Genomic DNA, 22,557 nt, shown 5'->3' on the forward strand with positions numbered 1-22,557 from the left:
CTCAAATTCCGCTTTAGCGAAAATCTTATTAATTATTACAAATACGATATTTCAATTAGATGTTCTAAATTTACGTTATGCAAGACGATTTACCAATAAGAAAAATTATTCATGTAGATATGGATGCGTTTTATGCGTCTGTAGAGCAAATGGATAATCCTGAACTTAAAGGTAAACCAATTGCTGTTGGTGGAAGTGAAAAACGCGGTGTAGTGAGTGCTGCTAGTTATGAGGCTCGTAAGTTTGGTGTTAGAAGCGCTATGAGTGGTTTGCAGGCAAAACGAAATTGCCCTGATCTTATTTTTGTGCGTCCTAATTTTGAGAGATATCACGAAATTTCTAAAAAAATACGTAAAATATTTCGCGATTATACCGACTTAGTTGAGCCATTATCATTAGACGAAGCTTATTTAGACGTTACTGAAAATAAAAAAGGAAACCCAAGCGCATCATTAATTGCAAAAGAAATTCGCGAGCGCATTTTTAAAGAGGTTGGTTTAACTGCTTCAGCAGGAATTTCGGTGAATAAATTTGTTGCTAAAGTTGCTAGTGACTATAATAAACCTAACGGTCAAAAAACTGTAAACCCTGAAGAGGTTTTAGAGTTTTTAGAACAATTAGATATTCGTAAGTTTTATGGAGTAGGTAAAGTAACTGCTGAAAAAATGTACCAATTAGGAATTTTCACAGGAAAGGATTTAAAATCTAAAACCTTAGAATATCTCGACGAAAACTTTGGTAAGTCTGGTCGTTATTATTATTACATTGTTAGAGGTATACATAATAGTGAAGTAAAGCCTAACAGGACAAGAAAATCGTTAGCTGCTGAACGCACCTTTAATGAAAACCTGTCGAGCGAAATTTTTATGTTAGAAAAGCTAGATAAGATTGCCAAAGAGGTCTCAAGACGTTTAGAAAAAAGTAAAGTAGCAGGTAAAACAGTAACATTAAAAATAAAATATAGCGACTTCACTCTACAAACACGAAGTAAAACTCTACCTTATTTTGTGAGTGATAAAAGCATTATTCTAGAGACTGCTAAAGATTTACTTTATCAAGAAAAGATGAATAATTCTGTGCGCTTGCTTGGTATATCTATGTCTAACCTTAATACCGAAAAAACTAAAGTGAGACTCAAAACTGAACCTACTAAAACTGTAAGTGTACAGTTAAAGTTTGAGTTTTAATTAAAGTTAAAAACTACAACTGGTAATCTCTGTAACTCTTAATGTATTTACCATTCCTTTATCTTGTATTGGCATTGCAGCTAAGCTTACCAACATATCTCCAAGCTCTAAATAGCCTTTTTGACAAGCAATAGCATTTACGTCTTCAATAGTCTCATCTGTACTTACAAACTTATCGTAATAAAAAGCTTTAACTCCCCAAAGTAAGTTAAGCTGTGTTAATATACGCTTGTTAGATGTAAACACTAAAATATGAGCACTTGGTCTCCAAGCCGAAATTTGAAACGCAGTATAACCACTATTAGTTAATGTAGAAATAGCTTTTGCATTAATCTCATTTGCCATATGTGCAGCATGGTAACAAATTGATTTTGTTATATAGCGTTTAGTACGAATATGAGGTGGTATTTGCGGCACTTTAATAAGTGGAGAATCTTCAACACTACGTACTATATTTGCCATTTGCCTAATTACTTGCACTGGATAACTACCTACTGATGTTTCTCCAGATAGCATTACTGCATCTGCTCCATCCATTACAGAATTGGCAACATCATTTACCTCTGCTCTAGTTGGTGTAAGGCTAGAAATCATAGTCTCCATCATTTGAGTTGCAATAATTACTGGTATTCTTGCACGTTTTGCTCTTAATACTAATTGCTTTTGTATTAATGGCACTTCCTCTGCAGGAATTTCTACACCTAAATCTCCACGAGCAACCATTAATCCATCGCAGTAAGCTACAATCTTATCAATGTTTTCTACAGCTTCTGGCTTCTCAATTTTAGCAATAATAGGGATTTTGTGATCGCTATTTTGTTTTATCAATTCTTCTAATTGCATTAAGTCTTCAGCATGTCTAACAAATGATAAAGCCATCCAATCTACCTTCATTTTTATTGCAAATAAAGCATCTTCTATGTCTTTCTCGGTTAATGCTGGTTGAGAAATATTGGTGTTTGGTAAATTAACCCCTTTCTTAGAACGTAATGGTCCTCCTTGAATAACTCGTGCTTTAACTTCCGATTTTTTATCTGTTGATACAACTTCAAAGATTAACTTACCATCATCTAGTAATATTCTTTCTCCTGGTTTAGCGTCTTGAGGAAACTTATCATAGGTCATATAGACACGCTTTTTTGTGCCTTCAAATTTTTTGCCTGTTGCAAAAATAATTTCATCTCCTTCGTTAACAATTACCTCGCCTTTCATAACTCCAACTCTAAGCTTAGGACCTTGTAAGTCGGCTAAAATAGCCGCATTAAACCCAAACTCATCATTAAGTTCTCGTATCATTTTAATACGCTCTTCAACATCTTTATAATCGGCATGTGAAAAATTAACTCTAAATACATCTACACCTTCTTCTAACATCGCTTTAAGCACTTCTTTTGTGCTTGTTGCTGGTCCTAGAGTTGCTACTATTTTTGTTTTTTTTCTTTTTAACATTAATTAAAAAATTAAATTGTCTTTCGATTTTATATGTTCAACATCTATATTGTAACTCGTTACGAGTTGTGGAATAGATTGTAATGTGTCTAAAATTTGTTTTTCGTCAAAACTTTGATCTTCATTCATAACCTTTATTAGATAATCAACATTTTTAAATTCTGGTAATAAATGATATGTTTTTAAAATGGTATTACTTGTATTAAATAGTGATCCTGAACTTTGTAAACCATCTTCTTCTCTCTTACATATATTAGATACTAAATTCCATGTGGTATGCTGTTTTTCATCTTCCCATTCAAAAATGGAATATGTTGCCGCAAAATATTTATAATCTAAGTCTTGAGGTTTTCGCACCAAACTAATGTTTAAATGCTTATTAAGAAGATAGGCTAATCTGTAATCTTCTAAACTGCAATGAATAGCAATTAACGAAAATGAGTCGTCATAAAAATCATCTACATGTAATTTGTGTAAAGCCATAATTATAAAATCATGAGTTGTAAATATAGTATTTTATGCAAATCTAGGGCTACGTTTTAACTATTCTTTACAGAAGATTATTACGAAAACGTTATAGTTTTCGGTATTTTGATGATTATTATTGAATTGTATTTAAAAAGGTCGTGAAATCTTATTCTGAAAAGCGAAGAAAGCGCGTTTTGAAGCTTTTTCTTCAGCTTTCTTTTTAGATGTTGCTCTGGCTTTTGACACAATTTTATTGTCTATTGAAAGCTTAACTGAAAAATGTTTAATATTATCATTTCCTGTATCTTCATAAACATTGTAGTCAAATGTTTTCTTTTCTTTTTGACACCACTCGATTAGCAAACTTTTGTAGCTTATTACTTTGCCTTCGAGTGTTTCAATATCTACATGAGCATCAATTACTCTTTTGTAGATAAATTTTTCGCAATATTTATATCCTCTATCTAAAAAAATTGCGCCAACCAAGGCTTCAAAAAGGTTACCATGTATATTATTCCCAAAATTGCTTTTAGGTATTTTGCTTTCAATAAAATCAATAAGGTTAAGTTCTTTACCTAACTCATTAAGATGCTCTCTACTAACTACTTTAGAACGCATTTTTGTTAAATACCCTTCATCTCCTTCTGGAACTTCACTAAACAAATAAGATGCAATTACAGCACCAAGCATAGCATCTCCAACAAATTCTAATCGTTCGTAATTAATTGCAGCACCACCTTTATCCTTTATATTCATGGATCTGTGCGTAAATGCTTTTATGTAAAGTGTTTTGTCTTTAGGTTTAAATCCTAAAATTTTTTGAAGTTGCAAAAAAAAATTCCCGTCGTTTTTAGAACGGGAATTTAATATGTTACGAATGTAATTCATTCGATGCTTAATCTAGTTTTTTGAATAAAACACAAGCGTTGTGTCCACCAAAACCAAACGTATTACTCATTGCCACTTTAACATCTCGCTTTTGAGCTTTATTTAAAGTTAAATTCAATTGTGAGTCAATATTTTCATCAACTACAGTGTGATTTATTGTTGGAGGGACAATTCCATGTTCCATTGCTAAAATTGCAGCAATAGATTCAACAGCTCCTGCAGCTCCCAATAAATGTCCAGTCATGGACTTCGTTGAATTAATATTAATGTTTTTAGCGTGATCGCCAAAAACTTCAGTAATAGCTTTTAGTTCGGCAACATCGCCTAAAGGTGTAGAAGTTCCATGTGTATTAATATGGTCTACATCTTCTGGTTTCAATCCTGCATTTTCCAAGCAATTTCTCATTACAGCCATAACTCCTAATCCATCTGGATGAGGCGCAGTCATATGATAAGCGTCAGAAGACATTCCGCCTCCTAATATCTCAGCATAAATTTTAGCTCCTCTTGCTTTTGCATGCTCGTAATCTTCAAGAATTATTGCTCCTGCTCCTTCTCCTAACACAAAACCATCTCTGGTTGCATCAAATGGTCTTGAAGCTGTTTCTGGGCTTTCATTACGTGTTGATAAAGCGTGCATCGCATTAAAACCTCCCATACCAGCAATAGTTACAGCGGCTTCGCTTCCTCCTGTTACAATAACATCACAATGTCCTAAACGTATATAGTTTAAAGCATCAATCATTGCATTGGCTGACGAAGCACAAGCTGAAACTGTAGTATAGTTTGGTCCCATAAATCCATTTTTAATAGATATGTTTCCAGGGGCTATATCTGCAATCATTTTTGGAATAAAGAACGGATTAAAACGTGGTGAACCGTCGCCTTTAGCGAAATTCAAAACTTCTTCCTGAAATGTTTCAAGACCTCCAATTCCTGCTCCCCAAATAACTCCTACGCGTAACTTGTTAACCGTTTCTAAATCTAGTTTTGAGTCTGCAATAGCTTCATCTGAAGCTACCATTGCATACTGCGTAAACCGATCCATTCTGCTTGCTAACTTTCGATCTATAAAATCGGTCGCAACAAAGTTTTTTAATTCGCAAGCGAATTTGGTTTTGAACTTTTCAGTGTCAAAATATGTTATAGGCGCAGCACCACTTTTACCACTAACCAGAGCATCCCAATATTCATCTTTGGTATTTCCAATTGGTGTTAAAGCGCCTAAACCTGTAACTACAACTCGCCTTAATTCCATAAAGTTTTGTTACTTATTTTGCTTTTTCTATATAAGAGATAGCTTGACCAACTGTAGCAATGTTTTCTGCTTGGTCGTCTGGGATTTGAATATCAAATTCTTTTTCGAATTCCATGATTAATTCAACAGTGTCTAATGAATCCGCTCCTAAATCGTTAGTGAAGCTTGCTTCAGTAACAACTTCGTTTTCATCTACACCTAATTTGTCTACAATAATCGCTTTTACTCTTGATGCAATGTCTGACATAATCTTTTAATTTTAAGTTTTAATTAGTTGGCAAAAATAAAAAACTTTATTTTAATAATCACCTTTACTTTAAAAATGTGTTTGTAATTTAATAAAATAAAATTGAAGTAATTGACTTTTACCTTCTAATTGTTAATAATTATTCTTTTTTTTGTTCGAACAATTAACATTATAATCTGTAAAATGAAACGTGTGGTAATTTTTGCGTCCGGAAGTGGCACTAATGCTGAAAATTTAATCAAGTTTTTTCACAACAGAGATAATGTGTCTGTCATTCAGGTGCTTACTAACAATCCTCATGCCAAAGTTTTAGAAAGAGCTAAAAAACTTAATGTTAGCGCGCTTTCATTTAATAAAATAGCATTTACTCAAAGTAATGATGTTTTAAGCCTATTAAAAGCTAATAATCCTGATTTAATAGTTTTAGCTGGGTTTTTATGGAAATTCCCTGAGCAAATTTTAAAAGCATTTCCTAATAAAGTTATTAATATTCATCCTGCTTTATTACCAAAGTATGGAGGAAAAGGGATGTATGGCATGCACGTTCATGAAGCTGTTGTGAATAATAAAGAAACAGAAACAGGTATAACCATCCATTATGTGAATGAAAATTATGATGAAGGTGCAATTATATTTCAAGCGAAATGTGAGGTTGTTCCAACAGATACTTCGGAAGATGTAGCTGCTAAAATTCATCAATTAGAAATGGAGCATTTTCCTAAGGTGGTAGATTCAATATTATTTTCTTAACATGTCTAAAAAGAAAAAGAAATATTATACTGTCTGGAAAGGTCATCGTACAGGAGTGTTTGAAACTTGGGATGACTGCAAAGCTCAAATTAAAGATTTTCAAGGCGCACAATACAAGTCTTTTGAAACCTTTGATGCTGCAAAAAAAGCATTAAAAGGCAATTATAAAGACTATATAACTAAAGGTAAATTTAAAAGTGGACTCTCAGAAGAACAACTCAAAAAAATAGGGCAACCAAATTATAATTCTATTTCTGTTGATGCGGCTTCAAGTGGTAATCCTGGGATTATGGAATATCGTGGTGTCGACACAAAAACCAAAAAACAACTTTTTATTCAAGGTCCTTTTGAGCAAGGCACAAATAATATTGGCGAATTTCTTGCCATAGTTCATGGTTTAGCCTTGCTGAAGAAAAAAAACAGTGATAAAATTATTTATACAGATTCAAAAACAGCCATTAGTTGGGTGAAAAAGAAAAGCTGCAATACTAAGTTGGAAAGAAACGATAAAAATAAACCCGTCTTTGATTTGGTTGATAGAGCAGTTCTTTGGCTTAAAGAAAACTCTTACGCTACAATTATTGTAAAATGGGAAACTAAAGCTTGGGGAGAAATTCCTGCTGATTTTGGTAGAAAATAAATTCGCTATTTAGGACTTAAAAACCTTATATTTGCACAAAATTTTGAAACCTCAACATGAGTAAATTAGTAATTGTAGGAACAGTAGCTTTTGATGCTATTGAAACGCCTTTTGGAAAAACAGATAAAATTCTTGGTGGAGCAGCAACATTTATAGGCTTAGCTGCATCACAATTTAATGTAGACGCAGCAATTGTATCTATTGTAGGAGGTGATTTCCCTCAAAAACATTTAGACTTACTTTCAAATAAAAATATTGATATTTCTGGTATTGAAATTGTAAAAGAAGGAAAAACTTTCTTTTGGAGTGGTAAATATCATAATGATATGAACACTAGAGATACTTTAGCAACTGAGCTTAATGTATTAGCAGATTTCAATCCTGTTGTACCAACAAATTATAAAGATGCCGAAGTTGTAATGCTTGGTAACTTACATCCACTCGTTCAGCTCAGCGTATTAGAACAAATGGAGAAGAAACCTAAATTGGTCATTTTAGACACTATGAACTTTTGGATGGATTGCGCTTTAGAGGAGTTAAAATCTGTAATTAAAAAAATAGATGTCATTACCATTAATGATGAGGAAGCAAGACAACTTACAGGAGAATATTCATTAGTAGTAGCAGCGCGCAAAATTCATGAAATGGGTCCAAAATATGTAGTTATTAAAAAAGGTGAACATGGCGCTTTATTGTTTCATGATGATAATGTGTTTTATGCACCTGCATTACCTTTAGAAGAAGTGTTTGACCCAACAGGAGCTGGAGATACATTTGCAGGAGGTTTTGCTGGATACCTTGCTAAAACAAATGATGTGTCTTTTGAAAATATGAAAAACGCAGTTATTTATGGCTCAACATTAGCCTCATTTTGTGTAGAAAAATTTGGAACAGAACGAATGGAAAATCTAGGCTATAAAGAAGTGCATCAACGTTTACAACAGTTTAAACAACTAACACAATTTGAAATAGAATTAACATAAACTAACGCGCTCAAAATTGAGCGCGTTTTTTAATATAAATACAACACAACAAAACCAATGAGTGATGCTTTAAAACATGAGTGTGGAATTGCACTTATAAGACTTTTAAAACCATTAGAATTCTATAAAGAAAAATATGGAAGTGCATTTTATGGCGTTAATAAAATGTATTTAATGATGGAAAAACAACACAATCGAGGACAAGATGGTGCTGGTTTTGCAAGCATAAAATTAGACACAGCTCCTGGAGAACGTTATATAAGTAGAGTACGCTCTATTGCTCAACAGCCAATACAAGATATTTTTGATCAAATTAATGAACGTGTTAATAAAGATTTTTCTGAAAACCCAGAATATCTTGATGATGTTTCATTACAAAAAAAACATATTCCATACATAGGCGAATTGCTTTTAGGCCATGTACGTTATGGTACATTTGGTAAAAATAGTGTTGAGAGTGTTCATCCGTTTTTAAGGCAAAATAACTGGATGCACAGAAACCTAATTGTCGCAGGAAATTTTAACATGACTAATGTTAACGAACTATTTGAAGGCTTAGTAAGGTTAGGGCAGCATCCAAAAGAAAAAGCAGACACTATAACCATAATGGAAAAAATAGGTCACTTCCTTGATGACGCCGTTGCTAAAAAATATAAGCAGCTTAAAAATGAAGGGTTCAATAAAAATGAATGCACACCATTAATTGCAGAACGATTAAACGTTGCTAAAATTTTAAAAAGAGCTTCTAAAAACTGGGATGGAGGCTATGCAATGGCTGGTCTTTTAGGTCATGGAGACTCGTTTGTATTACGTGATCCTGCTGGTATTCGTCCAGCTTATTATTATAAAGATGACGAGGTAGTAGTGGTAGCTTCTGAACGCCCTGTAATCCAAACTGTATTTAATGTAAATTTTGAAGACGTAAAGGAACTCACGCCTGGTCATGCAATTATCACAAAAAAATCTGGGGAAACTTCAATTAAAAAAATAATTGAACCTTTAGAGCGTAAAGCCTGTTCGTTTGAACGCATATATTTTTCTAGAGGAAGTGATGCCGAAATATATCAAGAGCGAAAAAAACTAGGAAAATTATTAATGCCTAAAGTACTTGAGGCAATTGATAATGACACAAAAAACACAGTATTCTCATATATACCAAATACAGCAGAAACTTCGTTTTTTGGGATGATAGAAACCGTTGAAGAACATCTAAACAAAAGAAAAACTCAAGCTATCCTTGATGGAAATGGTAAGCTATCTGCAGAAAGAGTAACTCAAATTTTGTCTGAACGTCCACGAATAGAAAAAATTGCTATTAAAGATGTTAAGCTACGTACATTTATTACAGAAGATAGTAGTAGAGATGATTTAGTGGCTCACGTGTACGATGTAACTTATGGAGTTATTAAGCCAACTGATAATCTTGTTATAATTGATGATAGTATTGTTAGAGGTACAACTTTAAAAAAGAGCATCATTAAAATGATGGATAGATTGCATCCTAAAAAGATAATTGTAGTTTCATCTGCTCCTCAAATTCGTTACCCTGATTGTTATGGTATAGATATGGCTCGTCTTGAAGGTTTAATTGCTTTTAGAGCTATGTTGGAGCTTTTAAAAGAAAATAATAAATACCATTTAATTGATGAGGTTTACAAAAAATGTAAAGCTCAAGTTGATATAGAAGATAAAAACGTTCAAAATTTCGTAAAAGACTTATATAATGAATTTACAGATGAACAAATCTCTGATAAAATTGCTGAGCTAATAAGTGACACAACAGTAAAGGCTGAAGTAAAAACAATATTTCAAACTGTCGAAAATTTACATAAAGCGTGCCCTAATAATTTAGGCGATTGGTATTTTACAGGTAATTACCCAACACCTGGAGGCAATCGTGTTGTAAATAAGGCATTTATAAACTTTTGCGAAGGCAATAAAGAACGTGCTTATTAAATAGATTATCTTATTTTTTAGCATTTTATCCTGTAAAAAACGTATTTAATCTGATAAAAATGCATTTCGTCTAATATTTGCAAATTCTTAATTTAGAAACACATACATTAGTATCACCATAACATAAGTAGGTTAAGTTCATGGTAGATTTGGGGCAAAAAAAGGTGAACACTCGTTCACCTTTTTTTATGGAATAAAATGAAACTATCTTTAGAATATATATACTTTTTTAAGCCTCTTCCGTATTAATTTAGATAAAAAGGAAACGGATTTTTTCTTTCAGCCCAGTTTATTCGTCGTTTATCTAAAAAATTTAGCCGTTACATTAAAGTCCCTTTATATTTGTTAAACCATAACATAAGTAGGTTAAGTTTATGGTAGATTTGGGGCAAAAAAGGTGAACACTCGTTCACCTTTTTTCATTTTTAATAATGTTAAAATAAGGCATAAAAAAAGCAAACCAAAAAGGTTTGCTTTTCATTTATTTATGTTAGAAACTTATTTAGCTTCTGCATAACGTCTTTCAACTTCATTCCAATTAATAACATTAAAAAATGCATTAATATAGTCTGGTCTTCTGTTTTGGTAATTTAAGTAGTATGCGTGTTCCCAAACATCTAATCCTAAAATTGGAGTTCCTCCGCAAGTAACACCTGGCATTAATGGGTTGTCTTGATTTGGTGTAGAGCACACTTCAACTTTTCCTCCTTTATGTACGCATAACCAAGCCCATCCAGATCCAAATTGAGTAGCAGCTGCTTTGCTAAAAGCATCTTTAAAAGCATCAAAAGAGCCATAAGCTTTTTCAATCGCATCCTTTAAATCTCCCGACAAGCGTCCTTTTCCTTCAGGATTCATCACGTCCCAAAATAAAGAGTGATTATAAAACCCTCCACCATTATTTCTAACTGCTGCATTTTTCATGTCTAAATTAGAAAGAATATTTTCAATTGTTTTTCCTTCTAAATCTGTTCCAGCAATAGCATTATTTAGATTGTTTGTGTAACCTTGGTGGTGTTTAGAATGGTGTATCTCCATAGTACGAGCATCAATATTTGGTTCTAAAGCGTCGTACGCATATTTTAATTTCGGTAATTCGAAAGCCATAATTTCTGTTTATTATTGTTAATATTTAATTCCCTCAAATTTACGGATAAAAGAGCGCAATTAAAAATAATAAATAGCTATAGAATCATTGATAGTTTTTATCTTGTATCAAAATTTGTTTCATGTCAAAAGCACACCCTTTTACAATTTATAATGCATCTGCAGGAAGTGGTAAAACCTTCACGCTTGTAAAAGAATACCTTAAAATTTTATTACACTCTAATTACCCTTTGGCTTTTAGAAACATTTTAGCATTAACTTTTACTAATAAAGCAGTTGCAGAAATGAAAGAAAGAGTTCTAGAAACTCTACAGCAATTTTCTGATGAAAACATACTTGTTAAACCAAACAGTATGTTTAATGCAATTGTTGAAGAAATGCCGATCGAACCAAAAGAATTGCATCAAAAGTCAAAAATCATTTTAGAAACTATTGTTCACAATTATGCCTCTTTTGATATATCAACTATCGATAAATTTAATCATAAGCTTATCCGAACTTTTGCTCACGATTTAAAATTACCTTTAAATTTTGAAGTTGAGCTAGATACAAAAACGCTTTTAAGTAAGGCTGTTGATAAACTCATTGATAAAGCAGGAACTGATGAAGATCTTACCAAAGTTTTAATTGATTTTGCAATTGAAAAAGCTGACGATGATAAAAGTTGGGATGTATCATACGATTTTAATAACATTTCTAAATTATTAGTTAGCGAAAACGATATTCCATTTATAAAAGAATTAAAACATAAAACCCTAAATGATTTTAAAGCACTAAAAGAGCTACTAACAAAGAAAAATAAAACATTAGAAAAAGATATTATTGCAATTGCACAAAATACATTAGAGCTTATTGTTAATCATGGTTTGCAATTTGATGATTTTTCTAGTAGTTATTTGCCTAAATATTTTCAAAAACTAGTAGATGGCGATTTTAATGTTGGCTTTGGTTTGGTTTGGCAAACTAATCTTATTGAAGGTTCAGCACTTTACCCTAAACGTGTAACATCTGAAACCGCATCAATTATTGATGCTATTCAAAATCAATTAGTAATATATTTTGAGGAGAGTAAGGCAAAAATTGTTGAGATTAAGTTTTTAAAAAACACATTAAAAAACATAACACCTTTGTCTGTTTTAAGTGCCATAAACCAAACTCTAAACGATATTAAAGAAGAAGAAGATTTACTTTTAATATCTGAATTTAACTCTATAATAAGTAATGAAATTAATGCTCAACCAGCGCCTTTTATTTATGAGCGAATAGGAGAAAAGTTTAAACATTATTTTATTGATGAATTTCAAGACACATCTCAATTACAATGGCAAAATTTAATTCCGTTAGTAGATAATGCTCTTTCTGGCGAAAACCTAAAAGGAGAAACAGGTTCTGCAATGATTGTTGGCGATGCTAAACAAGCAATTTATAGGTGGAGAGGCGGGAAAGCCGAGCAGTTTATTGATTTGTACAGTAAAAAAGTTAAACCATTTGTTATCACTCAAGAAGTGAAAAATTTGCCTACTAATTATCGTAGTACAAAATCGATAGTCAATTTTAACAATGCTTTTTTTAAACACGTTTCTGACTTTGCTTTTTCAAATATTGAACATCAAACTATTTATAAAAACAGTCATCAAGATCAATTTATAAAAGAAGATGGCTATGTTGAGTTGAGCTTTTTAGATATTAAAAATGAAGACGAAGATAAAGATGAGTTGCACTGCCAAAAAGTATTTGAAACAATTGAAAAGGTAAAAGCAAATGGATTTGATTTAAAAGATATTTGTGTTATAACCCGAAAATCTAAAGAAGGTATTGCTGTTGCAGAATATTTAAGCAGCAGACAAATACCTGTTATTTCATCAGAGTCATTATTACTTAAAAATTCTCCAGAAGTTAATTTTATTAATAGTGTTATATCATTAGCCACACAACCAAAAAATGCGCAACTAAAAATTGAAGTGCTTGGTTATTTAGCAGAACATAAACTAAACCTTGAAGATAAACACTCCTTTTTTGAGTCTTTAGTGCATTTAGATGTAACTAAGCTTTTTGAAAACTTAAAAAATTATGGCTTTACGTTTCAGTTTAATTCTTTTTTACAAATGCCATTATATGAATCGGCTGAAACTATTGTAAGGCAATTTGATTTAAATGGCAGCTCTAATGCTTATTTACAATTCTATTTAGACGAGGTATTAGATTATTCGCAAAAACAAAGCGCAAGTTTTTCAGAATTCATTTCGTATTGGGAAACAAAAAAAGACAAATTAAGTATTGTATCACCACAAGGAAACAATGCTGTACAAATTATGACCATTCATAAATCTAAAGGATTAGAATTCCCTGTAGTTATATTCCCTTATGCTAATCAAGACCTTTATTTTGATATGTCACCAAAAACATGGTTCCCTGTTGATAAAAATGACTTTAATGGTTTTTCTCACCAATTTTTAAATCTAAATAAAGAATTAGAAGATTATGGTGATCTAGGCTCAGAGATATACCAACACTATCGCTCAGAATTGGAATTAGACACTATTAATTTGCTATATGTAGTATTAACAAGAGCAGTAGAACAATTATATATTGTTTCTGAATTAGATATAGATACAAAAGGAAATGAAAAACTTAACTGGTACTCTGGGTTGTTAATTAATTACTTAAAATCAATTCATTTATGGAACGATTCTCAAACCGAATATACTTTTGGAAATCAAGACAGAGAATTGGAATATGAAACAGGAAATATTTCGATTTTTCAAGAGCAATTCATATCTACTTCCAAAGAAGACCATAATTTAAAAATTGTTACTAATTCTGGTTATCTATGGGATACAGCACAAGAAAAAGCGCAAGAAAAAGGAAATTTAGTACACAATATAATGTCTTGTATAAAATCTGTAACTGATATTGATTTTGTGATAGATGAATTTTTAGCCTCTGGTAAGCTTAATTCTGAACAAGTAAAAGAACTTAAACCTGTAATTTATGACATAGTAAATCATGAAAATTTAAAACCTTATTTCGATAGCAAGCTTTTCATTTTTAATGAAAAAGATATTATAACTAAAGAAGGATATGTTTTCAGACCTGATAGAATTGTAATTAATGATGCTAATGAAGCTTTTATTATTGACTATAAAACTGGCACAGAAAAACAATCTCATATCTCACAAATAGAAACTTATCAGAATATACTTGAAGAGATGAATTATAAGGTTTTAAAAAAAATACTTATTTATATAAATGATGATATTCAAATAAAAGAATTTTAAATTTGTGCTAAATTAAAATCATTATGTACGGAAAACTGCAACAACACTTACAACAAGAATTAAAAGACATAAAAGAAGCTGGGCTTTACAAAGAAGAACGCATTATTACATCTCCTCAAGGAGCAGAAATCACTTTAAATACTGGAGAAAAAGTATTAAACTTTTGTGCAAACAATTATTTAGGACTTTCATCACATCCTGAAGTTGTTCAAGCTGCTAAAGACGCTATGGACACTCATGGGTTTGGTATGTCTTCAGTTCGTTTTATTTGTGGAACTCAAGATATTCATAAAACTTTAGAGCAAAAAATTGCTGAGTTTTATGGCACTGAAGATACTATTTTGTATGCTGCGGCATTTGATGCTAATGGAGGCGTTTTTGAGCCTCTACTGGGAGAAGAAGATGCAATAATTTCAGATTCTTTAAATCATGCATCAATTATAGATGGTGTTCGTTTATGTAAGGCAGCTCGATATCGTTATCAAAATAGTGATATGAAAGATTTAGAACAGCAACTAATTGCAGCAAATGCAAATGGAGCTCGTTTTAAAATTATTGTAACAGATGGCGTGTTTTCTATGGATGGGCTTGTTGCTCCCTTAGATAAAATTTGTGATTTAGCAGATAAGTACGATGCCTTAGTTATGATTGACGAATGCCATGCTGCTGGGTTTATTGGAGAAACTGGAAGAGGAACCTTAGAAGACAAAGGCGTTTTAGGAAGAATTGATATTATTACAGGGACTCTTGGTAAAGCACTTGGTGGCGCCATGGGAGGATATACAACAGGTAAAAAAGAAATTATTGATATGTTACGCCAACGATCAAGACCATATTTGTTTTCAAATTCTCTAGCTCCTGCTATTGTAGGTGCTTCTATTAAAGTATTTGAAATGCTTTCTACCAACACATCACTAAGAGATACTTTAGAAGAAAACACAAATTACTTTAAAAAAGGAATGAAAAATGCTGGTTTTGATATAGTTGATGGCGATTCTGCTATTGTGCCTGTTATGTTATATGATGCAAAATTATCTCAAACTATGGCAAAAATGTTATTAGCAGAAGGTATTTATGTTATCGGATTTTTCTTTCCGGTTGTACCAAAAGAAAAAGCAAGAATTCGCGTACAACTATCTGCAGCGCATACAAAAGAACATTTAGATAAAGCAATTGCTGCTTTTATTAAAGTTGGAAAAACATTAAATGTTATTTAAAATCAATCCAAACACCTATGTTTTAAGGCAAATAACCAATATTTTTATATATTTGTCTTTGTTAATAAAATTTAACAACTTACTTTTGCTTACAATTAACACTTAAAATTAAAATTATTTGAATATGAAAAATCTTAGCAGATTATTTTTCGCTATGTTGCTTTTAATGAGCTTTAGCAACGCAAATGCACAAGACCAAAACAATCCTTGGGCGATTGGTATTGGAGTTAATGCGGTTGACTTTTATCCTACTGGAGAGAATGCTCCTTTAGGTGATTACTTTGATGAGTTTTTTAACTTAGATGATCACTACAACTATTTACCGTCTTTATCGACTGTTTCAGTTTCTAGATATTTAAGTGATGGATTTTCATTAACAGCTGCAGGTTCTATTAATGAAATTAGTAAAATAGGAGATTCATCAGCTAGTGATTTATCTTATTATGCATTAGATGGAACAATTAAATATAGCTTTGCTAACTTAATTAAATCAAAAACTATTGAGCCTTATTTAGGTGTTGGTGGTGGTTACACTTGGGTTGACGAAATTGGTGCTGGTACATTAAATGGTACTTTAGGTTTAAATCTTTGGTTTAACGAAAACATTGGTTTAACTGTACAATCTTCTTACAAGCATGCTTTTGAAGATTATTTAGCTAAGCATTTCCAACACACTGTTGGTTTAGCTATCAAATTTGGTGGAAAAGACACTGATAAAGATGGAATTTATGACAAAGATGATGCTTGTCCAGATGTTCCTGGTTTAGCTGCATTTAATGGTTGTCCAGATTCAGATGGTGATGGTATTGAAGACTCTAAAGATGACTGTCCTAACGAAGCTGGTTTAGCTGAGTTTAACGGTTGTCCTGATACTGATGGTGATGGTGTTGCTGATAAAAATGACAACTGTCCTACAGTTGCTGGTTTAAAAGCTTTAGCTGGTTGTCCAGATGCTGATGGCGATGGTGTTGCTGATAAAGATGACAACTGTCCTAACGAAGCTGGTCCTGCTGCAAACAATGGTTGCCCTTGGAAAGATTCTGATGGTGATGGTGTATTAGATAAAGATGATAAATGCCCTAACGAAGCTGGTACTGTAGCTAACAATGGTTGTCCAGAAGTTAAGCCTGCTCCAGAAGTTATGAAGCAATTAAATGATTATGCTAGAACTATCTTATTTGATTCTGGTAAATCAACTTTCCAAAAACAAACTGATAAAGTATTACAAGCTATGGTAGCAATCTTCAAAGAATATCCACAAGCGGATTTCTCTATCGAAGGTCATACTGATAGTGATGGTTCTGCTTCATCAAATCAATTGTTATCTGAAAGAAGAGCTAATGCTGTAAGAGATTATTTAATCGCTAACGGAATTAACGCTGACAGATTAACTGCTGCTGGTTTTGGTGAGTCTAACCCAATTGATTCTAACAAAACTCGTTCTGGTAAAGCTAACAACAGACGTGTTGAAGTAAAACTTAAATAATTAAGTTTTTATAAAATAAATAAGTTTAAAAACGCTCCGAATATCGGAGCGTTTTTTATTTTTATACTATGACAAGTTTTATACAAGATGTTATAGTAGATTTACAAAAAAAAGAAGTTGACATCTCTCAACTCACCTTTATTCTTCCTAGCAAGAGAGCTGGGATTTTTTTAACACATATACTTTCTCAAACATCTAAAAAAACACAATTTGCGCCAGATGTTTTTTCAATAGAAGAATTTGTTGAAACACTATCAGATTTAAAATACTGTTCTAATACTGAATTGCTTTTTGAGTTTTACGAAGTTTATTTAAAAATCACTCCTAAAGAAGAAGTTGAAACTTTCGATAAGTTTTCAAAATGGGCTCAGCTTTTACTTCAAGACTTTAATGAGATTGATCGTTATCTAATCCCAACGGATAACATTTTTGATTATTTAAAATCAATAAAAGAGATTAATCATTGGTCATTAGCTGATGAGCAAACCGAATACATCAAAAACTATTTATCATTTTGGAACCGATTAAAGACTTATTATAATCTTTTTAAAGAACAATTAATTTCTAAACAGAAAGGGTATCAAGGCTTAGTGTACAGAGAGGCTGTAGAAGGCGTTGAGCAATATGTGGCTGCAAATACTAATAAAAGACTTGTCTTTGTTGGGTTTAATGCGTTAAATAAAGCTGAAGAAACAATAATACAAGAATTATTACAGCAAGGGCTTGCAGAGATATATTGGGATGTTGATGAGTATTTTATAAAAAACCCAATACATGATGCAGGCTTATTTATACGACTACATAAAGCTAATTGGCCATATTTTCAAAAGCACCAATTTAATTGGTTAACAAAAAATTATGCTAGTGAAAAACGAATAGAAGTTATTGGGACTCCAAAAAATATTGGGCAAGTAAAATACATTGGAGAGTTGCTAGATAAAATTTCAAAAGAGAAAAAAAACATTCAAAATACAGCAGTGGTTTTAGGTGATGAAAACTTATTAATACCACTTCTAAACTCTATTCCTAAAGGTATAGACAATATAAACATTACAATGGGATTCCCATTAAGGTCAATACCATTAGCTTCATTATTTGAAGAGTTGTTTAAAATCCATAAAACCTCAACATCGCAATTTTATTATAAAGATGTTACATCAATTCTGTCTCATCAATTTATATATTCTTTATTTGATGCAAAAACCAAGAATTTTGCTGCTATAATTAATAATTATATTCAATCAAATAACATTGTTTACATAACAGTTGAGATGCTTAAGTTTTTAGCAGAAGAAAAAGATAATGTTATTGATTTGCTATTTACATCATGGAATAATACAGCTTCAAATGCTTTAGAGAGTTGCTCTAAACTCATTTTATTAATAAAAGAGAACTTATCGTTAGAAAAAAGCAAAAACTTATTAGCGTTAGAGTATTTATACCGTTTTAATGAAGTGTTTAATGAATTGCATTTGCTTAATTTGGAGTACAAGCACATAAATAACATTAATGCTCTTTTTGGTCTATACAAAGAGCTTATAAAAAGTGAAGCTTTAGATTTTAAAGGAGAACCTTTGCAAGGGCTTCAAATTATGGGAATGTTAGAGTCTCGTGTTCTCGATTTTGAAACTGTAATAATCTCTTCTGTCAACGAAGGCATTCTTCCTGCGGGCAAAAGCAATAATTCATTTATCCCATTTGATGTTAAATTAGAAAACGGATTACCAACCTATAAGGAAAAAGATGCTGTATATACATATCACTTTTACAGATTGCTCCAACGTGCTAAAAACATATATATACTATATAATACTGAGCCAGATGTGTTAAATGGTGGCGAAAAAAGTAGGTTTATAACACAATTGAATATAGAAAAGCTACATAATATTAAAAATTATGTTGTAGCACCAAAAGTGCCTTCTGCACAACAGAAGCTTAAAACTATTAAAAAAACTTCAGCTGTTTTAAATAAAATTAAAATACTAGCAAAAGATGGTTTTTCTCCTTCGTCTTTAACTAATTATATAAGAAATCCGATTGATTTTTATTATGACAAAATATTGGGCGTTAAAGACTATGAAGATGTTGAAGAAACTGTAGCAGCTAATACATTAGGAAATGTAATTCATCAAACTCTTGAAGACTTTTATAAACCTTTAAAAGGAGAGTTTTTAACTAAAAATCATTTGCAAGATATGAAACTAGCAATTGATAAAACTGTAACATTTCATTTTAAATCACACTACAAAGAAGGAGATATAACCAAAGGTAAAAACCTTATAGTTTTTGAAATAGCCAAGCGCTATATTCATAATTTTTTGAGCAAAGAATTAGAAACATTAAATGCTGGAAACGAAATTAAAATTATAGACCTTGAAAGAAAATCTAAAGTAGAAATCAATATTCCTGAATTAGATTTTCCTATTTACTTAAAGGGAACTGTTGATAGAATTGATGAGTTTAATGGTATTACCAGAATTATAGATTATAAAACTGGAAAGGTTGAGCAAAAGCATATAGAAATTATAGATTGGGAAGAGCTAAATACTGATTATGACAAATACAGTAAGAGCTTTCAAGTACTAGCTTATGCGTATATGCTAAATGAAGAGCATTTAATCTCTGGTGATATTGAAGGCGGAATTATATCATTTAAAAACCTTCAAGGTGATTATTTTTTAAAATTTACAGAAAAAGATAGAGCAGGCAAAGGTGCAGCAAAAAACCAAATTATATCTAAAGACACTTTAGAAAACTATTCTGTACAACTTAAAAAGTTGATTTTAGAAATATGTGATTCAGATATTGATTTTGTTGAGAAAGAAATCAAAACACATTAAATAAAGTGGAGCATAAGGGAGTCGAACCCTTGACCTCTTGGCTGCCAGCCAAACGCTCTAGCCAACTGAGCTAATGCCCCAAAGTTTACTTTAGACCACTTAATACCAACACAGGAAGTGTTGAGCTGTGAAAATCCTTTTTTAGGATAGTATTGTTTTCCCATAGCTTTGTAAAAAAGCCTCTTTTTCTGCGTACAACACATAACAAATCTGGATGCGCTTCTTTATAATTCTCTAAAACACCTTGAAAAGTAGTAGCATTTTCACTGTAAAGAGTATTTGTGATTAAAGACGCTAACTCTTCATTAACATCAAAATCGCCTTCATTATGAAAAGGTGTTTTTACTAAAAGTAAATTAACAATAGACTTAAATTGATTTTTAATATCAATTAATGGATTTAACACATTCTCTCTTTTTATAACTGCTGATTTTAAAGCTATTAAAATTGAAACCATCGGCTTAAACTTATAGCCTTCAGGTACTATTAATGCTGGAATGTTTGTTTGTTTTATAATTTTACCTGATGTTTTTCCTAAATAAACCTCTTCTCTAATTGAATTGGTTCTTGGCTCTAGCAAAATTAAATCAATATCAGCCGTTTTGCATACAAGCTCTAAAGTATCTATAAGTTTCCCTTTAAATGTTTTTACAATAACCTCAACTCCCTTTGTATCAACCTTGCTAACATGAGACTTTAAAAATTCTAAACTTTCTCGCTCTAAAATATGATCTACTTTTATCATTGTCCCAGCTTTAGTATACACATTAAATACTTGTACTACATAGAGTCTTGCGCCAAATGTTTTTGCAAAATCAACTGCATATTGTAAATGACTAACTGCATTTTTTGATGACCCAACAGGAACTAAAATATTCTTCATAATCAATAATTTAAAACTAAATTTACAATGAATTTATACAAAAGTAAACATTAATAATGATTCGTAAAGCCACTTATTCAGATATTGATTCGATTTTGAAAATTACCAAACTATGTGCAAAACAAATGATTAGCAATGGTATATTTCAGTGGAACGAATATTACCCTAATAAAAACGCGTTTAAAAATGATGTTGATAGAAACGAATTATTTGTTTTAGAAATTGATAACACAGTTATTGGGAGTATTGTTATTTCTACATTCATGGATGATGAATATGCTCCTATTAAATGGCTAACACCTAATAAAAACAATACTTATATCCATCGTTTAGCAATTAACCCAAACTATCAAGGTAAGGGTTATGCACAACAGTTAATGGATTATGCAGAAAAATGGACAAAAGAAAATAATTTTAGCTCAGTTAGATTAGATACTTTCTCCCAAAACCCTCGAAACCAAAAATTTTACGAACTTCGTGGTTATAAAAGATTGGGAAATATTTATTTCCCAAAACAAAGCGAACATCCTTTTTACTGTTACGAACTAGTAGTTTGAAAACAAGCATAAGTCTAAAACATATAAACAAACTAGCAATTCCTGCATTAATCTCAGGAGTATCAGAACCTATTCTCTCTATTACAGATACAGCCATTGTTGGTAATATGAATTTAAACGCAACTGAATCATTAGCCGCTGTTGGTATTGTTGGTGCTTTTATTTCAATGTTAATTTGGGTGTTAGGTCAAACACGAAGCGCTATTTCTTCTATTGTCTCACAACATTTAGGTGCTAATCAACTTGATAAAGTTAGAAACCTACCAGCCCAAGCTATTTTCATTATCACATCTATAAGTATATTAATCATTATTACTACCTACCCTTTTGCACATAGTATTTTTAAACTTTATAACGCTTCTGGTTTAATTTTAGATTATAGTGTAGAGTATTACAGAATTAGAGTGTTTGGTTTCCCTTTTACGCTATTCACAATTGCTGTTTTTGGAGCATTTAGAGGTTTACAAAATACGTACGACCCAATGATAATTGCTATAATTGGAGCTGTTACAAATATAATTTTAGACGTAATTTTAGTTTATGGTATTGAAGGCGTCTTGAGTCCAATGCACATAAAAGGAGCTGCTTATGCTAGTGTTGCTGCTCAATTATTAATGGCTATCTGTTCTGCATATTACTTGCTTAAAAAAACCTCAATCCCTTTAAAGTTAACATTTCCATTTAATAGTCAAATAAAGAATTTTATATTGATGATTCTTAACCTATTTGTTCGAACATTAGCACTAAATGTTACCTTATATTTTGCGACAAGTTTTGCTACAGATTATGGTAAAAACTATATTGCAGCTTATACTATTACTATTAATTTATGGTTTTTGGGTGCTTTTATTATTGATGGTTATTCAAGTGCTGGAAATATTTTGTCTGGCAAATTATTTGGTGCTAAAGATTACAATTCACTTATAAAATTAAGTAACAAGCTTATTATATACGGAATTGCAATTGGTTTTATTCTAGCAATTATTGGAGGTGTTTTATATTATCCTATTGGGACATTATTTACCAAAGACCCAGAAGTGTTAGCCGAATTTTATAATGTGTTTTGGCTAATTTTAGCAATGCAGCCTATTTGTGCAATAGCTTTTATTTTTGATGGTATGTTTAAAGGTCTTGGTAAAATGAAAACACTACGCAACGTATTGTTGTTTTCAACTTTTATAGTTTTTGTGCCTATTTTGTTTTGGCTAGATAGTTTTGAGTACAAATTATACGCCATTTTTATAGCTTTAACCTTTTGGATGATTGCCAGAGGGTTACCATTAATTATAAAATTTAGAAAACTTTTTTTGCCACTATCACAAAACAATTAACTTTGGTGCAATATCATTTAAATAAAAACTAA

The 22,557-nt window shown here is 31.5% G+C and carries 18 protein-coding genes and 1 tRNA gene; 11 read left to right on the forward strand and 8 right to left on the reverse strand.

What is annotated here, in order from left to right:
• The first annotated feature begins 77 nt into the window (after positions 1-77).
• Entirely contained in the window at positions 78-1,187 is a 1,110-nt protein-coding gene (gene dinB, locus IEW41_RS10845; protein ID WP_188606385.1) for a DNA polymerase IV, read from the forward strand.
• Between the two features lie 6 nt (positions 1,188-1,193).
• Here dinB and pyk read toward each other — a convergent pair whose 3' ends face one another.
• The 5 genes from pyk to IEW41_RS10870 all read right to left on the reverse strand — a co-directional run bounded on the left by pyk (position 1,194) and on the right by IEW41_RS10870 (position 5,497).
• The gene (gene pyk, locus IEW41_RS10850) at positions 1,194-2,636 is read right to left on the reverse strand and encodes a pyruvate kinase (RefSeq protein WP_188606386.1); all 1,443 of its coding nucleotides are present in this window, start codon (positions 2,634-2,636) and stop codon (positions 1,194-1,196) included.
• 3 nt (positions 2,637-2,639) lie between these two features.
• A complete protein-coding gene (locus IEW41_RS10855; RefSeq protein ID WP_188606387.1) occupies positions 2,640-3,119 on the reverse strand; it encodes an IPExxxVDY family protein in 480 nt (159 codons plus the stop codon).
• Between the two features lie 132 nt (positions 3,120-3,251).
• A complete protein-coding gene (gene rnc, locus IEW41_RS10860) occupies positions 3,252-3,992 on the reverse strand; it encodes a ribonuclease III (protein ID WP_188606388.1) in 741 nt (246 codons plus the stop codon).
• 7 nt (positions 3,993-3,999) lie between these two features.
• Positions 4,000-5,250, reverse strand: a complete 1,251-nt coding sequence (gene fabF, locus IEW41_RS10865; protein WP_188606389.1) for a beta-ketoacyl-ACP synthase II — start codon at positions 5,248-5,250, stop codon at positions 4,000-4,002.
• Positions 5,251-5,263: 13 nt separating this feature from the next.
• A complete protein-coding gene (locus IEW41_RS10870) occupies positions 5,264-5,497 on the reverse strand; it encodes an acyl carrier protein (protein WP_010227409.1) in 234 nt (77 codons plus the stop codon).
• A gap of 183 nt (positions 5,498-5,680) precedes the next feature.
• Between IEW41_RS10870 and purN the strand changes: the two genes are divergently transcribed.
• The 4 genes from purN to IEW41_RS10890 are packed head-to-tail and all read left to right on the forward strand — an operon-like array spanning position 5,681 to position 9,826.
• Positions 5,681-6,247 carry a phosphoribosylglycinamide formyltransferase gene (gene purN, locus IEW41_RS10875; protein WP_188606390.1) on the forward strand — a complete coding sequence of 189 codons (567 nt, stop codon included), beginning with the start codon at positions 5,681-5,683 and terminating at the stop codon, positions 6,245-6,247.
• A gap of 1 nt (position 6,248) precedes the next feature.
• Positions 6,249-6,887 carry a ribonuclease H1 domain-containing protein gene (locus IEW41_RS10880; RefSeq protein ID WP_188606391.1) on the forward strand — a complete coding sequence of 213 codons (639 nt, stop codon included), beginning with the start codon at positions 6,249-6,251 and terminating at the stop codon, positions 6,885-6,887.
• A 56-nt stretch (positions 6,888-6,943) separates the two neighbouring features.
• Positions 6,944-7,870, forward strand: a complete 927-nt coding sequence (locus tag IEW41_RS10885) for a PfkB family carbohydrate kinase (RefSeq protein WP_188606392.1) — start codon at positions 6,944-6,946, stop codon at positions 7,868-7,870.
• A gap of 57 nt (positions 7,871-7,927) precedes the next feature.
• Positions 7,928-9,826 (forward strand): amidophosphoribosyltransferase, encoded by a 1,899-nt coding sequence (locus IEW41_RS10890; RefSeq protein WP_188606393.1) that lies wholly within the window; start codon positions 7,928-7,930, stop codon positions 9,824-9,826.
• Positions 9,827-10,324: 498 nt separating this feature from the next.
• On the opposite strand, the gene IEW41_RS10895 is transcribed toward IEW41_RS10890, so the two are convergent.
• Positions 10,325-10,933 carry a superoxide dismutase gene (locus tag IEW41_RS10895; protein WP_188606394.1) on the reverse strand — a complete coding sequence of 203 codons (609 nt, stop codon included), beginning with the start codon at positions 10,931-10,933 and terminating at the stop codon, positions 10,325-10,327.
• A gap of 122 nt (positions 10,934-11,055) precedes the next feature.
• Between IEW41_RS10895 and IEW41_RS10900 the strand changes: the two genes are divergently transcribed.
• The 4 genes from IEW41_RS10900 to IEW41_RS10915 all read left to right on the forward strand — a co-directional run bounded on the left by IEW41_RS10900 (position 11,056) and on the right by IEW41_RS10915 (position 19,754).
• The gene (locus tag IEW41_RS10900; RefSeq protein ID WP_188606395.1) at positions 11,056-14,211 is read left to right on the forward strand and encodes a UvrD-helicase domain-containing protein; all 3,156 of its coding nucleotides are present in this window, start codon (positions 11,056-11,058) and stop codon (positions 14,209-14,211) included.
• 23 nt (positions 14,212-14,234) lie between these two features.
• Positions 14,235-15,428, forward strand: a complete 1,194-nt coding sequence (kbl, locus tag IEW41_RS10905; protein ID WP_188606396.1) for a glycine C-acetyltransferase — start codon at positions 14,235-14,237, stop codon at positions 15,426-15,428.
• Between the two features lie 124 nt (positions 15,429-15,552).
• On the forward strand, positions 15,553-16,914 hold the full coding sequence (locus tag IEW41_RS10910) for an OmpA family protein (RefSeq protein WP_188606397.1): 1,362 nt from the start codon (positions 15,553-15,555) through the stop codon (positions 16,912-16,914).
• Positions 16,915-16,982: 68 nt separating this feature from the next.
• The gene (locus IEW41_RS10915) at positions 16,983-19,754 is read left to right on the forward strand and encodes a PD-(D/E)XK nuclease family protein (protein WP_188606398.1); all 2,772 of its coding nucleotides are present in this window, start codon (positions 16,983-16,985) and stop codon (positions 19,752-19,754) included.
• 6 nt (positions 19,755-19,760) lie between these two features.
• Here the strand turns inward: IEW41_RS10915 and IEW41_RS10920 are convergent.
• Positions 19,761-19,834 (reverse strand) — tRNA-Ala (locus IEW41_RS10920).
• Positions 19,835-19,839: 5 nt separating this feature from the next.
• Positions 19,840-20,637 (reverse strand): universal stress protein, encoded by a 798-nt coding sequence (locus tag IEW41_RS10925; protein WP_188606399.1) that lies wholly within the window; start codon positions 20,635-20,637, stop codon positions 19,840-19,842.
• A 56-nt stretch (positions 20,638-20,693) separates the two neighbouring features.
• Between IEW41_RS10925 and IEW41_RS10930 the strand changes: the two genes are divergently transcribed.
• A complete protein-coding gene (locus tag IEW41_RS10930; RefSeq protein WP_188606400.1) occupies positions 20,694-21,194 on the forward strand; it encodes a GNAT family N-acetyltransferase in 501 nt (166 codons plus the stop codon).
• Positions 21,191-22,525, forward strand: a complete 1,335-nt coding sequence (locus tag IEW41_RS10935) for an MATE family efflux transporter (protein ID WP_188606401.1) — start codon at positions 21,191-21,193, stop codon at positions 22,523-22,525. The genes IEW41_RS10930 and IEW41_RS10935 overlap by 4 nt, the downstream gene beginning before the upstream one ends.
• The last annotated feature ends 32 nt before the right edge of the window (positions 22,526-22,557 follow it).

Source organism: Aquaticitalea lipolytica (assembly GCF_014641635.1).
GTDB lineage: Bacteria > Bacteroidota > Bacteroidia > Flavobacteriales > Flavobacteriaceae > Aquaticitalea > Aquaticitalea lipolytica.